12 protein-coding genes are annotated in these 16,469 nt (G+C 44.5%); 5 read left to right on the top strand and 7 right to left on the bottom strand.

Features of this window, described 5'->3' with window-relative positions; all coding sequences use genetic code 11:
- Window positions 1-40 precede the first annotated feature (40 nt).
- From NSQ91_RS04425 to NSQ91_RS04415, 3 genes are all read right to left on the bottom strand, one after another.
- On the bottom strand, window positions 41-1,342 hold the full coding sequence (locus tag NSQ91_RS04425; RefSeq protein ID WP_340916552.1) for an ABC transporter substrate-binding protein: 1,302 nt from the start codon (window positions 1,340-1,342) through the stop codon (window positions 41-43).
- Between the two features lie 61 nt (window positions 1,343-1,403).
- Window positions 1,404-2,237 (bottom strand): carbohydrate ABC transporter permease, encoded by an 834-nt coding sequence (locus NSQ91_RS04420; RefSeq protein ID WP_036680774.1) that lies wholly within the window; start codon window positions 2,235-2,237, stop codon window positions 1,404-1,406.
- Window positions 2,237-3,118 carry a carbohydrate ABC transporter permease gene (locus tag NSQ91_RS04415; protein ID WP_036680772.1) on the bottom strand — a complete coding sequence of 294 codons (882 nt, stop codon included), beginning with the start codon at window positions 3,116-3,118 and terminating at the stop codon, window positions 2,237-2,239. Before NSQ91_RS04415 ends, NSQ91_RS04420 begins: the two co-directional genes overlap by 1 nt.
- Window positions 3,119-3,254: 136 nt before the next feature.
- Between NSQ91_RS04415 and NSQ91_RS04410 the strand changes: the two genes are divergently transcribed.
- Together NSQ91_RS04410 and NSQ91_RS04405 are read left to right on the top strand one after the other, a co-directional pair.
- On the top strand, window positions 3,255-5,075 hold the full coding sequence (locus NSQ91_RS04410; RefSeq protein ID WP_340916549.1) for a cache domain-containing sensor histidine kinase: 1,821 nt from the start codon (window positions 3,255-3,257) through the stop codon (window positions 5,073-5,075).
- Window positions 5,072-6,733 carry a response regulator transcription factor gene (locus tag NSQ91_RS04405; protein WP_076129608.1) on the top strand — a complete coding sequence of 554 codons (1,662 nt, stop codon included), beginning with the start codon at window positions 5,072-5,074 and terminating at the stop codon, window positions 6,731-6,733. The genes NSQ91_RS04410 and NSQ91_RS04405 overlap by 4 nt, the downstream gene beginning before the upstream one ends.
- Here NSQ91_RS04405 and NSQ91_RS04400 read toward each other — a convergent pair whose 3' ends face one another.
- Together NSQ91_RS04400 and yicI are read right to left on the bottom strand one after the other, a co-directional pair.
- Complete coding sequence (locus NSQ91_RS04400) at window positions 6,734-7,903, bottom strand: SGNH/GDSL hydrolase family protein (protein ID WP_076129609.1); 1,170 nt, start codon at window positions 7,901-7,903, stop codon at window positions 6,734-6,736.
- Window positions 7,904-8,027: 124 nt separating this feature from the next.
- Entirely contained in the window at window positions 8,028-10,349 is a 2,322-nt protein-coding gene (gene yicI / locus NSQ91_RS04395; RefSeq protein WP_340916545.1) for an alpha-xylosidase, read from the bottom strand.
- A 128-nt stretch (window positions 10,350-10,477) separates the two neighbouring features.
- Between yicI and NSQ91_RS04390 the strand changes: the two genes are divergently transcribed.
- The 3 genes from NSQ91_RS04390 (at window position 10,478) to NSQ91_RS04380 (ending at window position 13,294) form a co-directional block, all read left to right on the top strand.
- Entirely contained in the window at window positions 10,478-11,368 is an 891-nt protein-coding gene (locus tag NSQ91_RS04390) for an AraC family transcriptional regulator (RefSeq protein ID WP_076129611.1), read from the top strand.
- A gap of 48 nt (window positions 11,369-11,416) precedes the next feature.
- Window positions 11,417-12,304: a helix-turn-helix transcriptional regulator gene (locus NSQ91_RS04385; protein WP_076129612.1), complete on the top strand. Its 888-nt coding sequence runs from the start codon at window positions 11,417-11,419 to the stop codon at window positions 12,302-12,304.
- A 174-nt stretch (window positions 12,305-12,478) separates the two neighbouring features.
- Window positions 12,479-13,294 (top strand): hypothetical protein, encoded by an 816-nt coding sequence (locus NSQ91_RS04380; protein WP_076282118.1) that lies wholly within the window; start codon window positions 12,479-12,481, stop codon window positions 13,292-13,294.
- Between the two features lie 98 nt (window positions 13,295-13,392).
- Here NSQ91_RS04380 and NSQ91_RS04375 read toward each other — a convergent pair whose 3' ends face one another.
- The gene (locus NSQ91_RS04375) at window positions 13,393-15,462 is read right to left on the bottom strand and encodes a class I SAM-dependent methyltransferase (RefSeq protein ID WP_076305090.1); all 2,070 of its coding nucleotides are present in this window, start codon (window positions 15,460-15,462) and stop codon (window positions 13,393-13,395) included.
- 129 nt (window positions 15,463-15,591) lie between these two features.
- Window positions 15,592-16,467: a radical SAM/SPASM domain-containing protein gene (locus NSQ91_RS04370; protein WP_036680750.1), complete on the bottom strand. Its 876-nt coding sequence runs from the start codon at window positions 16,465-16,467 to the stop codon at window positions 15,592-15,594.
- Window positions 16,468-16,469: the final 2 nt, after the last annotated feature.

Genomic DNA, 16,469 nt, shown 5'->3' with positions numbered 1-16,469 from the left:
CCACTAATATCCATTAAATCTTCTCTATAATGTGCTTTACTTATTTTTTAAGCTTGTCCCATGCAGCTTGCATACCAGTCATCCAACCGTTAACGTCAACCTTGTCAGCAATGAACTGTTGAATCACGCTGGCAAATTCTTGCGTTACACCATCAGGGAATTTAGAGGATTGCAGGCCATAAACTTTGTTTTCTTTTACATAGTTCCATACGTCTGCTCCAAGCATACCGATGTCTTCAGGTGTTGCTTCGATTGTGGACAAAGCAGGGATGAATTTCCATTTTTTAACGATGTACTCTTTACCCATATCGGAAGTTACCAACCAGTTCAAGAACGTTTTTGCTTCTTCTTTAGAACCGGATTCTTTGTTGACTACAAGGTTCGCAGGGATACCAACAGTCATTTTGTCATTCTTCTCAGCATCTTCATTGATTGGCATAGGGAACATGCCAATGTTCATATCAGGAGTGATGTTATCAACAAGAGTTTGTGCCCAGTTACCTTCTTGCATCATTGCAGTTTCGCCTTTTGCGAACATTGCCAGGTGAGTGTTAGCATCTGTGGTCAAAGGATTCTTTTGTCCGTATTGTAAAGTCAGTTTGAGATACTTGCTCCACTCTTCAAACGTTTTATTGCCTACAATTGTACCAGTTCCTTCATTCAAACCTTTGATGAATTCATCTACATTATCTTGTTGTGCAAAGGCTACGCTGATCCCTTGGTTACCTAGCAGCCACCATTCCTGATATGCATTACCAAAAGGAGTTACATCGATAGCTTGCAGCTTTTTGGCTGCTTCTTCAAGCTGTGACAATGTTTTTGGAGTTTCAGTGATTCCCGCTTTAGCGAACAAGTCCTTGTTATACACAATACCGATACCCTCAAGGTTCATTGCCATACCGTATACTTTGCCATCTTTAGTCATAGGCTCTGCAGCCATAGGAATCAGATCTTCTACCCAAGGTTGGTCGGACAGATCTTCCATCTTGTCTCCCCAAAGTTCCATTTCTGCATATCCACCATTGGAGAAAATATCAGGCGCATCGCCGGAAGCGAATTTAGTTTTCAATGCTGCTGCGTAGTCCGCACCACCACCAACTGTTTGGATATCCAGCTTGATGTTAGGGTATTCTTTTTCGAATTCAACCTTAAGCTCATTGAGGCCTTCTACGATTTCAGTTTTGAATTGGAAGATCTTAACGGTCTTCACTTCACCTGAATTTGTGCCAGCGCTTCCATTTTGTGAGTTACTAGAAGCGTTATTATTACCACCACATGCCGTTAGAGCTAAACTCATTGCCATTACTGCTGATAGAGCAACTGCGGAGTGTTTCTTCTTCATTATATATTCCCCCTTAAAATAGTGGACTGCTTAAAAAATATTTGGAACGGAGGGCTCGGTGTTAACCTTTCACCGAGCCAGCCGCTATTCCCTCAACAATGTAACGTTGCATAAACAGGTAGAAAATTATAATTGGTGCGACCCCGATTACGAGAGCCGGAAGTGCCATATCCCATTGTTTGGTGTATTGACCAAAGAAGGAGAAAGTCGCTAGTGGAATGGTCCGAAGCTCTGGTGCCTGAAGAATCAAGGATGGCAACAGATAGTCATTCCATATTCCAAGTGCGTTTAGCACGATTGTTGTCATCACCATTGGCTTCAGCAAAGGAAGCACAATACGGAAGAACACGGTAATAGGATTACATCCATCTACTGTAGCCGCCTCTTCAATTTCAAGAGGAACGGACTTGATAAAGCCGTGGAACAGGAAGATCGCCATCGGAACACTGATTCCTAGATTCGTGATAATCAAACCAAGGAAAGAGTTATTTACTCCAATAACATTTACGACCTTCAGAATTGGAATCATGATCGTTTGGAACGGAACTACCATTGCTGCTACAAAGATAAGCAGCAAGAACTGATTGAATTTCGTATTCGCCCGAACCATACGATAAGATGCCATCGCACTGAACAGAGAGATTAGAATAACACTGATCACTGTGATAATAACCGAGTTTCGGAATGCTTCACCGAAACGGGCTAATTTCCAGGCGGTTGAATAGTTCGACCACATAAATACTTTTGGCCAGCTTGCCGCATCACTCAGAATTTCACCGAAGGATTTCACCGAGTTTGCGAGCAAGAAATAGAATGGAGAGAGAAAGAGCAGCGCCAGAAGGATCATTATCACTTCCGTACCAATATTCCATCTCTTTTTTTCCGTAGGTTTCATTACGCTTCAACCTCCTTGCTCTTCGTGATACGGACCTGAATCAGAGTAATGATGGCTACAATTACAAAGAACAGCAGCGCTTTTGCAGTACCCAGCCCGTAACGATTGTTCAGGAAGGCTTCATTGTAAATATTCATAGCAACGGATTCCGTCGATTTGAACGGTCCACCCTTCGTCAAGGACAAGTTAAGGTCAAACATTTTGAATGACCAGGAAATGGCCAAGAATAATCCGATAGTTACAGCAGGCATAATTAGCGGAACTACGATATTGCGTAGCACCTGCCAACGGGATGCACCATCAATATCAGCCGCTTCTAGTACTTCTTTAGATACGTTACTCAACGAGGCAATGTAGATAACCATTAGATAACCGGAAGACTGCCAAACAAAGACCATTACAATCGCCCAGAATCCTGTTGTGGCATCACCGAGCCAAGGAAGATTAAAGAAGGACCATCCTGTGAGGTCGCCCATAGTGGCGAACCCTTTGATGAAGATAAATTGCCAGATGAAACCAAGCAACAATCCCCCGATAACGTTCGGCATAAAGAAAATAGTCCGAAGCATGTTACGTGTCTTTAAAGGTTTAGTTAACAGATAAGCTAAGAAGAAGCCTACCACGTTAGTCAAAATCACACCTAACACCGTAAATCTTACCGTGAACCAAAAGGAAGACCAGAAGTCAGGGTCATTTGAGAAAATAGTGGAAAAGTTTTGAAATCCGACCCAACTTACATTACCGGATACACCGTTCCAATCTGTGAAAGAGTAATACATCCCCATCAAAAATGGGATAATCGTTATTAAGGTAAAAAACAAAACTGCCGGACCAACGAAAAAAAGCTGTTGACCTAACTGGGACAACTTAGTGCCGCGCATTTATTGCCCCCCCCTTTCTTTTGCTCACTTACTTGTTTATGCTTTATACACATATTATCTGTTTTTTTCAGGGTACCTCACACCTACTAAAGTGATCTTTCAGGTGTAAAATATTGATCGGATGTGACAAATTTCGATGAAATGGAACACGATTCGCACAAAATTGATCGTTTTTATCCTACTGCCAACGTTAATCTGTATTATGGCCACCATGTTTATTAGCTATCACTATAGCACTCAATCCCTAAGAACAAGGGCAGTAGATGAGAATACGAACCTCCTCTTTCAAGGCAATAGAAACATCGAAAGTCTGATTCAGGAGATCAATCGTCTTTCCCTTATCGTCTATTCAGATTCAGATTTCTACAGACTGCTCGAAGCGGGATACGAGGATATGGCAGCAAATACACGAATTTATTCTTCTCTAAATTACATTTCTTCATCCATGCCAGATATATCCCAGGTGTATCTTTACGGTGTAAAGGATAGAAAAGCCACTTTGCTCACCCAAAATACACCCAAACGTTGGCAGGGTATCCCCCCTTATGCTGACTCAGAGATCACTAGCAGTTCTCCTGTGTTTATACAAAGTACACATATAAGTCACAGCTATGGTCTAACCTCACCTATCCCGCAACTCATACCGGAGCCTGTGTTTACATTGCATAGACGAATTGAAAGGATTCCCACTACCACCCCACTCGGCTTCCTGTCGATCGATGTTAAGCTAACGGCTCTTACCGACATCGTCAGCCAGTTATATGATCAGAAGCAGGAGAACATTTGGCTGCTGGATGGCGATGGCAGGATTGTATACGGAAGCAATAGTGAGGAATACGGCAAGCGCCTACACGCTTCTTGGTACAACAAGCAAATCGCCACGAATCAAAGCTCGCAAGGGTATTTTGAAGAGGAAGATGCTGTGTTTATTTACCAAAGAATCGAAACCCAAGGTTTAAATTGGACCCTCGTGAAGCAGATTCCTACGTCCTATCTTTTCCGGGAAGCTAACGAGGCGGCAGCGATCAATATATTCCTCCTTGTTCTACTTTTGATTACAATTGCCACGTTAACGACCCTGATCTCTTTTCGAATCACGGCTCCTATCAAGCAGTTGACTCGTTACATGAATCAGGTGCAGACCGGTAATCTTGATGTTGAAATTCAACCTATGGGCAAAGATGAGATTGGCGTGGTTACCGAGCGATTCCGCAGTATGATGGACACGATCAACAACCTGATTTTAAGAGAGTACAAGCTGGAATTGTCCAATAAGACCAATGAACTGCGGGCACTGCAGGCACAAATCAACCCGCATTTTCTGAATAACACGTTACAGATCATTGGCACGCTGGCCTTAGAGCTTAAAGTGCCCCAAATTTACTCACTTCTTTCAGCTCTAGCCAAAATGATGCGCTACAGCATGTACAATAAGGAGAAGATCGTAACTGTTAAGGATGAGCTGGATCATGTCAAAGCCTACATTGAACTGCAAAAGGAACGTTTTGAAAATAAGTTCAGTTTCCGCTACGATATGGAGGAATCACTTTTAGAGACGTTTATGCCGAAAATGATTTTACAGCCTATTGTAGAAAATTATTTCAAACACGGCTTTAATCTTTCCCGCAGTGACGGATTCATTGAAATCACCGCAGCAAGAGTGGATGACAACCGGATGGAAATCTGTATCCAAAATAACGGAAATGCGATCCCTTCAGCGAAGTTAGATCTTTTAAAGCAGAAGCTACAGCATCCTACTAGAACAGATATAGATTTATTAAGAAATACAGAGCAAACCAAGGAAGCTACAGGATCAGGTATTGGTCTGCCGAACGTTCTGGCTCGACTCAAGTTTGTGTGCGGAGATAGTGCCACTTTAACTGTGGATAACCTTAGAGCAGGCGGAGTAGTAGTGAAATTGGAAATTGAAATTATAGCGGAGCGTGAAAAGATATGAAGGCGCTGATTGTTGATGACGAGGCAAGAGTTAGAAAGGCAGTCAGACTGCTTGTCGACTGGGACGCCCATCAAATAGATGAAATTCTGGAAGCCGGAAATGGAAATGAAGCCATCGAGATCATCCGGCAGGCTAAACCAGCATTAGTCATTATGGATATGATGATGGAATCAGGTAATGGGATAGAGTTAATGACCTGGGTGAACGAATTCGCCGGCAACACTAAGTTTATTGTAGTCAGCGGACATAATGATTTTGAGTTCGTACGGCAGACTGTGCGGCATGGGGGTATTGATTATATCCTGAAACCTATCGAAGCCGAGGCAATCAATGTAGCGGTAGCTAAAGCAGTTGCAGCCTGGCGCTCAGAAGAAGACGACCGAAGCGAACGGCAGAAACAGAGTATTCAGCTTAATGAGTTCAAGCCCATTTATGGGGAAAAGCTATTATCTGCACTAATTGATGATCCGATCAATTCTGATTTATCTTTGCGGAGGTTATGCAGTGATGGTATCATTCCGGAAAACATCCATTCCGCTCGGTTAATATTGGTGCAGACAGATGCGGGTAACAATCCGTTGATTAAACGTTTTGGCGGAGACACCGAGCTAATGAACTACGCTATCGTCAATATTTGTAATGAATTTTTGCACAGTCCGCATAAGGGTGTTGCTTTTCGTTATTGGGGAGGTCCTCCGGAGATTGCGATTATTCTGTGGGATATTCAAACCTCTGTGGTCGAGCTAATAGGCAGAATCAATCATGGCATCTACTCTACCTTGCAGGTCCGAATGCATTTTGGAATCAGCAGCATCGGCAACTTACCTAAGCAGTTACCTTATCAGCGTGCAGAGGTGGCAGAGGCCTTACAACGCCGAAACTTATTAATTCATGAGGATTACTGCCATTTCTCCTCTTCCTCCGAAGAGTTCAGAGATCGTAAAGAGATCGCCAAAGCAGAGGTTCGCGGTAATGTATCAACAACGAACTTTGCTGACGTCAAGGAAGATTGGAAAATGGCAGTCATCAGCGGAAGTCCAGAGATATTATCAACAGCTGCGCAGCACTGGGTAGATGAGCTTAGCCGAGGTGGGGTTGTGACACCAGAAATCCTAAACTCATGGAAAAATGATGCTCTACTATTTCGTTCCCAGCTAGTACGGGAAATGTTAGGCCCTGAAGCTGAAGGCGCACTGGCCGAGCTTGAACAGGCCGACCAGCTTCACCCAGCTCCTTATACGAACGGTTACTCGTTCTCCTTATTCGCTTGGCGTGACTGGTCGTATACCCTAATGCAGGAGCTGGCCGAAGTAATCGCCCTGAAACAAGCTAAAGAACGTAATCCGATGCATGATATCGTCAAATACATCGAGCTTAATTACGCTTCCGACCTGTCCTTACAGGAAGTGGCCGGAAAGTTTTTTGTTAGCCGTGAATATATTTCTCGCCGATTCAAACAGGAATACGGGATTAACTTCTCCGACTTTATTGTTAATATTCGAATAGATAAAGCTAAACTACTATTGCAGAATCCTCGTCTGAAGCTGGCCCAAATCTCCGAAATGGTCGGTTTTCATGATGTTAAATATTTCAGCAAAGTGTTTAAGAAGCAGGTTGGATCTTCACCTAAGGACTACCGGGACACATTTAAGAGTTGATCAATACCAGTTTAAAAAGGCGTCCGCAACCGTCTTACCGGCTATGCCGTTCGGATGCGGGTCGTCTTGTCCACTCATATATTCCGGTCTGATCCGGTGATCGTCTGGTGCAGGCAACGATAATAGGCTTGCTATATCAAACACACGGTCTACTCCAGCGGGTGGGTTAGTCAGGATTTCATGATTCACTCTACGCCAAGTCTCTTCTCTTGCCTCCTGAAAATTAAACGGCGGCACCGTACTTAGAATAATACTAGCATCAGCATTTGCTGTTTTGATCTTAGCAATAATAGTTGTCAGATCACCAAGTAACTCATCTGCAGAGCGGCAGCCAATATCAATATCATTTACGCCGAGGACAATCATCAGTTCATCACTCTGTTTAGCTTTGTGAAGCCAAGGGCCATCCGCAGCTACATCATACGCTCTAGCCCAGCCTGAGCCGAGATTCCATACACCAATCTCTGCACCAAGACCATCCGCAATTCTCGCTGCCCAATATTCGTATCCGTCCTTTAATGTCCGCACACCTTGAGTAATCGAATCTCCCAAAAATACTAGCTTCTTATTCACAGCTTTCTTATATCCGATATAGCTTGGCAGTACCAAAAGCTTGTCAGATTCTGTAAACCCATCGGCTGACTCCTGTGCAGCCAGATTTCCGGGCGCATCATAAGCGGTTGCCAGCATCCCTTCTACGTTGAAAGGAATGGATTTACCCGCAGTAGTTGTCTTAATCGTCCATGTAAACGCTAAGTAATGGCCATCAGGTAGGTTGATGCTTGTCTCATCACTCCAGAAGCATTCACCGGCCGCTACTGACTTGGAGACATTGCCTTCAAAAGTGACAGCATGTTGTGTATGCTCAATAATAGCTCCGTTTGGCTCAGTGCCCCCATCCGCGATAAATGCCGATTCGATCACCCAACTGCCCCCAGGTTCACTGCCCGAAGCTTCAAGCCCTTGGTCCCAGGTGGAATCCACCGCATTGCTATGCCAAAATTTCAGCTGCACCGGGCCGTTTTCCCGTAAACGAATATAAGTCCGGAAGGTATGTGTAAAAGGTTCTTGCCTATTCATAATAAAATTAGCGGCGGTTGAAAGAACCGTAGCAGAGGTATAGTCCGTCTGATTCAAAACTCCACTTCCCTTAATTAAATTAGTATTCATAACGTTTCCCCCGTTATTAGTTAAGATTGTAACACTAAAACCTCTCCTATAAACCAGGGAACGGATCGTTCACCCAGTCTACAAGAGAGGTTATGGCTATATCAATATGCTTTAAGAAATCATCTTATTTCAGTGTAATGGTAAACGATACAGATTTTGCACCTGCGTTTACTTTCACTGTAGTCTCATCCACTTGCTCTGCACCTTCTACGGAAGCGATAGCTCCCAGATCTTTAAGGGAAAGCGAGAATTCTTTACCGCTGCCTTCTGCAGTAACTGTTACGCTGTTGCCTTTGCGGGCAGCCTTCACAGTCAATTCAGGAGCACCTTTAAGATCACGTACGGTTGCAGAAGTAGTAGTACCTTCTTCAAGTGAATATAGGCCAAATTTCACGCCATCCGCAAAGTCATAATCCGGTTTGTTGTCGATGCTGCCGATTGCCAGCAAGGAGTTCTGACGAACGAACAGTGGCAGGCTGAAGAAATCATATTTCTCTTTGCGCCATGATCCGCCTTGTACAGTTTCACCAGATAACAGGTGAGTCCAGCGACCTGCTGGCAGATAGTATTTCACTTCGCCGTTTTCTTGGAAAATAGGCGCTACGAGCAAGGAATCACCCAGCATGTATTGGCGATCGAGCACTTCGCATGTTGGATCTTCCGGGAATTCCATAACCATCGCCCGCATAGAAGCCCAGCCATGCTCTGCAGCCTGCCCAGCCACATCATACAGGTAAGGCATCAAGCTGCATTTAAGCTTCGTGAAGAAGCGGGTAACATCACAAGCTTCATCATCGTACGCCCAAGGCACACGGTACGAAGTGCTGCCGTGCAGACGGCTGTGGCTGGACAACAGTCCAAAAGCTAACCAGCGTTTAAATACATGTGCCGGAGCAGTGTTCTCGAAACCACCGATATCGTGACTCCAGAAACCGAAACCGGACAAGCCCAGAGACAAACCGCCGCGAAGGCTTTCTGCCATGGATTCATAATCTGCGTAGCAATCTCCGCCCCAGTGAACTGGGAATTGTTGGCCGCCAGCAGTTGCAGAACGTGCGAACAATGCTGCCTCATTCTTACCAAGCTTCTCTTCCAATACTTCAAATACAACTTTGTTGTACAGTTGAGTGTAGTAGTTGTGCATTTTCATCGGATCAGATCCGTCGAAATAAACTACATCTGTAGGAATCCGCTCACCGAAGTCTGTCTTGAAGCTGTCTACGCCCATATCTACCAAATCACGCAGGTAGCCGGCATACCATTCACAAGCCGCAGGGTTAGTGAAATCCACCAGTCCCATACCCGCTTGCCACAGGTCACATTGATAAACATCGCCGTTAGGCTTTTTGATCAGGTAGCCGTTTTTCTTGCCTTCTTCAAACAAGCGTGAACGTTGACCAATATAAGAGTTGATCCATACGCAGATCTTCAGGCCTTTTTCCTTCAGGCGTTTCAGCATGCCCTCTGGATCTGGGAATACACGTTTATCCCATTCAAAATCAGTCCATTGATACTCACGCATCCAGAAGCAGTCAAAGTGGAATACATGCAGCGGCAGATCACGTTCTGCCATACCTTCTACGAAGGAATTTACAGTCTCTTCATCATAGTTGGTAGTGAACGAAGTTGTCAGCCACAAGCCAAAAGTCCATGCTGGTGGAAGCGCTGGTTTACCAGTAAGAGCAGTATAGTTGCTAATAACGTCTTTAATGGTAGGTCCATCAATCACAAAGTATTCCAAGCTTTCTCCAGCTACGCTGAATTGGGCTTTTTTCACTTTTTCTGAAGCGATTTCATAGGAAACCAATTCCGGATGATTCACGAATACGCCATAACCTTTGCTTGATACGTAGAAAGGAATGTTTTTGTAAGCTTGCTCAGAGCTAGTGCCGCCGTCTTTGTTCCAGATATCAACGGTTTGTCCATTTTTCACGAAAGCGGTAAAACGTTCGCCCAGACCATATACGAATTCGCCTACGCCGAGATCCAGCTCATCACGCATGTACGTGTTACCGTCTTGGTCGGTGATGTAAGCCATGGATTTAAAGCCACTGCCTGTAATACGTTCTTCGCCGCGATAGAAATCCACCGCCCATTGTTCGCCTTTGCGAATCACTACACGAAGTCCGCCGCTGATCAGCACGGTTTCGAGATCCGTTTCTTCAATCTTCACATGATCGCCAGTACCTTTAGTCAGTTCGAAAACCGGACCATGTTCCTGTACACCATCATGATGAATAATTTTAATGCCTACCACGCCTGGAAGCGGGGAATGGAATTTTACAGTAAGCAGGGTTGAATTCAGCGTTGCTGCGCGCCCTGTGATTGGAGTCGTTTGTGTAATTGCTGTTAATCCTTCGGGAGTCTTTTCTACAACATAATTTTGAACTGCGCCGTTAATCGTGATACCTTCACGAACCAGCCAGAGACCATCAGTAAATTTCATTGTGTACTTGCCACCTTTCAATTTGGTGTTTATAGTTGCATTATACCGATAAAAAATGAACAAAACTAATACTATATAGCTCATTTATAACACTATTTTGATGTTTTTCTAAGAAAAGAGGCCTTTATATGGACCGTACAACTCAGAGTTTGCTAAAAGAAAACAGAGTTCATGGAGATAGTATGTTTCCACTCGCAGCTTATTGGATAGAACTTCCATCCGGAACGCATGTACTCGATACACATTGGCATGAAGAAGCGGAGTTCTTTATGCTGCTAGAAGGAGAAATTCTGTTCCAAGTAGACACAGAATATTTTCCACTCCGCGCGGGCGAAGCGGTATTTATCGAATCTGGCGATATACACGCCGCCTATGTGCTGAACGAAGACACCCCCTGCAAATTCTGTGCGCTTGTATTTCTGCCTGATCTTTTGGCTAGCGCCCAGTACGATACGATCCAGCAAAACGCGATTTTGCCACTGCAAGAGAAACGCCAGAGCTTTCCGAGACATATTACACCCGATGTCCCTTGGCAGCAGGAGCTGCTTCATCATCTGGAGCAAATGATGGAGGCATACGCTAATAAAATGCCCGGATTTGAGACCTTTATGAAAGGAACTTTGCTAATCATGCTTTCCAAGATTACCGCAGAGGGCCGATTTGAGAACCGCAGCCAATCGGATGATGCTGATACCACCAAAATTAACCGCCTTAAAAAGGTGATCCTTTATATCCAAGATAACTATCAGGAACCGATACGTACCCGTGATCTATCAGAGCTTATTCCCATGAGCGAGGGACAATTCTGCCGCTTCTTCAAAATGATGACTCGTAAAACGCCAGTCGATTACATCAACTCATACCGGATTCGCCAGGCTGCCGATCTGCTGCAACAAAGTGAAAGAAAAATATCCGACATCGCATTCGAGGTCGGATTTGATAATGTAAGCTATTTCATAAAGGTTTTCCGTAAAGCGATGAAATGCTCGCCTTCGGAGTTCAGGAAAGGTGCTGGCTAGTTTCATCTACATCATAAAAAAACGATGGATTCCAATTGGAGGCTCGCGATGAACTCACCGATTCTTAGCTTTATCACACCGCCTATTCCTTATTTCATAGACTGTGGCCGTGCTCACTACAATGCTGGAGACTATCATATCAGTCGTAATTGCATCGGCGTATTTGATCTAATCATTGTTAAAAAGGGGATGTTGCCCATCGCCGAGAACGAGGTGCACTGGGAGCTAAAGGAAGGAGAATTCCTCATCCTTCGTCCAGATGCCCATCACTATGGCTTTGCCCCTTGTCCTATCGAAACAGAAATCATCTGGATTCATTTCCAGACCTTCGGCAGCTGGATCGAGTGTCAGGATATGAACGAATGTCTGGAAAATCAGAGCGAGCTCATCGAAAGCCATAAACAAAAAGCTTATTTAAATCACTGCGATGTATGCTCGATCTTTATTCCGAAGTATACGGAAATATCAGAGAAGGCAATGGAGGTATTAGAGTTCTTTTTCCATCTGGAACAAGAACCCCAGTCGATGCGCAACTGGAAGCGCCAAGCCTCCTTTCAACAGTTCCTGCAATTCTTGGACCGCGATCTGGCCGAGGCATCCGATGCAACCGCCATTCATCTTGCCGAGAAGATTGAATTGTTCATTCGGCAAAATTATACTCGTGATGTCTCTAACTCCTTACTTCAAAAAGAACTTAACTATCATCCCAACTATCTCGCCAAAAACATGCTAAAAATATACGGTGTGACCCCTATGGCCTATCTCCTGTCCTATCGTCTAGAACAATCCAAACGGCTGTTAATTCAAACTTCCTGGTCCATTGCCCGCATCGCTGAAGAGGTTGGCTTCCATCATATTACTTACTACTCTTCCTGCTTCTCCAAGAAAGAAGGCATTTCTCCCTCTAACTTTCGACAAAAATTCACCGGTAAATAGACATTACAAAGCCTGAAATGGTAAATATCTTCCTCTTCCGGGATAGTTTGGACAAAAAAGCTGTTAAGCGTACATCAAACAACGCTGCGGCTAACAGCGCTCTTTATTAAATATTACTGCTGATTTGCCGATATATTATAGATAGATCTTATCGTCGTAGGAGGATAATGAACCATGCACATAACGAATATGACCTCATCTATGGGAACGAGGTTTAATGTATCTGTTAGTCACCAAACTAATGATAAAACTATGAAATCAAACAGCAATACTAGTGGTAATGGTAATGGAGATAAATTATCAATAAGTAAATCTGCAAAGGCTGCTTTTCAAAATCAATCCAAAATGGACGGAATGGTTAACTCCCTGCTTAAACAAAAACAAAATATCATCGACAGTAAGAACAGTCTGATTGAAAGAACTACCAAAAGTTCACATAATCTCGAATCTATTCAAGATCAACTTAAGGAGTTCGACAAGCAGCTCCAAACGATTGACCAACAAATTGCAAAATACAGCTTCGAAGAGCAACAAAAGAACTTAGAAGATGCTCAAAAAGCTAATCCAAAGGATGAACCTAAAACCGAGCAAGAGATACAGAACGAAAGATTGAATACGATTGTTTCAGTAAGCCAAGATGTTAGCCAAATGGAGGTAGTTTCTTCTACCCACACTAAGATGCGTGGCGAGGCAAAAGTTCTGACCAAGGAAATAGAGCTGGACGAGGCTCGTTCTACTCATTCCGCAACAGCCAAACGGGAGCAGTTATCCAAAATCGAAACTAAACTCTCGGAAATGAACGAAACGTTAGGCGATGCCATGAAAGACACGGGAGATAAAATTAAAGATCAGATCGATAAAGCAGGTTCAACAGAAATTAAACCTTCTGAAGAGAACACCAATGAGCGGACAGAACAATTAGCTACCTATCAAGAAATTCAACGTTTAGCCGAAGAATCTGATAAGTCGCAGCTAGAAATACTACTCTAACAAGGGCAAGATTCCCTATCTAAAAAAGCAATCGGATCTCCTCCGCATCAGAGGGTCTGCCGATTGCTTTTTTAGATGCAGCTGATGTTACTTTTCGGCTATTCCTTCCGAATCACAATAAAGCAGGTGCTGTCCGGCAGCGCCACTTCCTGTCCGCTCTCATCCATGAACCTTACTCTATCACGCAAAGCTTCGGTATAACCTTCTTGCAAGTAATGCCGGAAGACCTCAATCTTTGCCTGCTCTCCTAAAATCTGTTCAATAAATGAGGCAAACTCCGTAGGGGTGAAATAACCAAACTGTTCTTGAACTTCGTGAATATAAGCCTCTTCGCCCCAGGTATAAGTATATAAAAATTCCATGGCATCATTAACGGGCATGAGCACTTCTTGTTCCCCTAATCTCTGAAACTGAATCTGACGTCCAGCAAAATCCTTCGTATAACGCTCCAGCCACACCAGACCGTCCTCTTCCAGAAAGCGAACTCTCCGCAGCAATGATGCAGGTTCAGTCATGATCCCATCGCGGATAATGATAACCCCGCCAGCTGACAATACAGCAAAGGCACTTCGCAGAGCTGCGGAGACGGTGTCGTGATTGAACTTATTACCATTTAGCGGCACATAAGAATATAGCTCATGCAAAATCGAAGAGAAAATTACCGTGTCCACCGTTCCGGCCTCCACGAAATCTTTAAGGTTCAACGCATCTCCCTGCAGCACCTCCCAGTGGCGACCTTCCCGCTGCTTGCGTTGTCGCAAGGCTTCCACTACATTGCTTGATATATCAATGCCGATTGGAGTAACCTCGGGCATACGCTCTTCCAGTAAATCCAGCAGCACACCGCCGCCCGGACCGATATCCAGCACTTTTTGTCCAGTGACATGATCTAGAATTACAGCTTTATAATCTGCTGTATTATTCATTTGGCTTAAGTAGGTATCTTCATTATGAAAACGGTCAAAAGCATCCCTGCGCAGCTCGAATAGATCGAATAACAGCAATACAGCACGTTCATACAAGGGTGATTTTTCAGCTTCCATACAGAATTCGATCAGCTTCTCTGCCGCTGCCGAGAATTGGAATTGAAAAAATACCGTGTCTGGCAGATGTTCCTTAGAATATTGCCGCAAGAGTAGGTGAGGGTTCTCAGCAGGCAAAGTCCCTTGCTCGATATCCTTCCATGTAAGCTCCGCTAAATATTTTTCGATAATCCGCTTCTTATAAACATTGGTCTTCTTAACACCCTTGTAATCGTAGTAAATGCTGTTCATGACATGCTCGAAGCTGATATGGCTTAAGGATTGATTCTGCGCCCTCTGGGCAGCAAGCACCATCACCTTCAGAAATTGCTCCAGCGAAAAGGTCTGTAGTGCAGATTCCACATACCAGAAGGTAATCTTACTTAATGACTCCAACCGTTCAGCATGGAAACCTTCCTGCGTCAGCTTAGCCCATTCCGTAGTGAAATCCTCTCCTCTAGAGATCGGACCCAGCCGCATTCTGCGCAGCCGTTCCTTCATCGGCATAGGACTAGCAAGATTGCCTGAAGAAATCAGCTCAATAAGCTGCTTCACTTCATGCTGCACATTCTGCCATAACTCGGGAGACACAGCTCCGATGATGCAATGATTGAGCACGGTCAGCAGGCGTTCCAGTTCCTCCGCGGTCAGCAGCTGATCTTCCACTATATCATGGAGTGGCTTATTGACTTCCGGCGGCACTTCTCCGCGAATTTGCTGTCCTATAAGTCCATGAGTCTCAATAAGCCGCTGAATCATCGCACCTTTCTCGGAGACAGCCCTCCCTAAATATCTCTCATATAACTGCGCGGAACCTAAATTATGTACAAAACAATTGATCCCTTCCTCCTGCCAAACCAGCCGCTCCTTTGCTGTACCTCCCTTAGCCGTTTCTGACCAAATTAACGTTTCTTCCACCAGCTCTTTTATCCAAATAGAACGGGGAAGTTGGTCCAGAATCTGCAAGCTACGTTCCACATAGTCCAGTACGGGATTCCTGCGATCCAGCTCCTCCAGAGATTCCACACGTTCCAAATTTACAATCTGCTCCTCCGCTTGGACAATAAGCTTCAGCCAGAGGTGATCCTCCAAATGATCTTGCACACCTTCACGGTATAAGGCGATGGCTTCCAGTGATTTCAGCATATGCTCCTCCTTCGCTCCAAAGTGGAGACTATAAAGACCTATTATTATATATATACAATCCCGTTAATTAAAAAACAGAACCAGGACTGATGAAATAGCCATGTCCCGGTTCTGTTTGCATTCCTATCATTAGGTTCCGAACCGCTGCCGATACCCACATTTGCGGCACAGCTCCTCCACCGCTTCTCTACGTGAGAAGCCATAGAATAAATTGTTCGCCCGCTCCCCCTCTACAATCTCTGAGAACGGAGTTTCATGGATGTTGCCTAGGTTAATTACTCCTTCACCATCCAGACAGCATGGCACAACCGTGCCATCCACAAGGATTGCCGCTTGGCTCCGCAGGGCATGACAGAACCCTTTTCCGTCATCTTCCGGCTCATTCAGCGCTGGCCAACGGAACTCATGATCCTGATTAAGGTAGACGCGTGGGGCAATCTTCACACCACTGCCAGGCACAACCTTTTCTTCGATCTTGAAATCCAAGTTGAAGGCTTCCTCCAGCAGGGCAAGGGTTTCACGGTTACGGTTTCTCTCCAGATTCGTCAGATTATCCTCCGTCAAATTCCACAAGCGGAAAGAAATAATGACCCCTTGCGCTGAGGCTTCCCGTACAAAAGAAATTATCTCTGAAAGATAGCCTTCACGGTTCTCTGACCCTTCATGCCCATCAAAGCTGTGCAGAGAAAAGTTCATCTGACGCAGTGCGGGCTTACCAAGAATTTTAGGTCCGGCTTTATGAATTAACGTGCCATTGGTTGTAATATTAACCTTGAACCCTTTGGCATGAGCAGCATCCAACAGTTCACCGATCTTGGGATGCAGCAACGGCTCCCCTTTGACGTGAAGATAAATATGATTGCTGTGTGGTTTAATTTCATCCAATATCGTATTAAACGTATCAAGCTTCATGAAATTTTTCGTCCGGGCGGTTTGTGGACAAAAGCTGCAGGCGAGGTTGCAGACGCTTGTTATCTCAATATAAACCTTTTTAAAAGTCTTCAAGT

The organism is Paenibacillus sp. FSL R7-0048 (assembly GCF_038004505.1).
In the GTDB taxonomy this organism is placed as follows: Bacteria; Bacillota; Bacilli; order Paenibacillales; family Paenibacillaceae; genus Paenibacillus_AQ; species Paenibacillus_AQ odorifer.
This window is presented reverse-complemented; position numbering and strand designations above follow the sequence as displayed.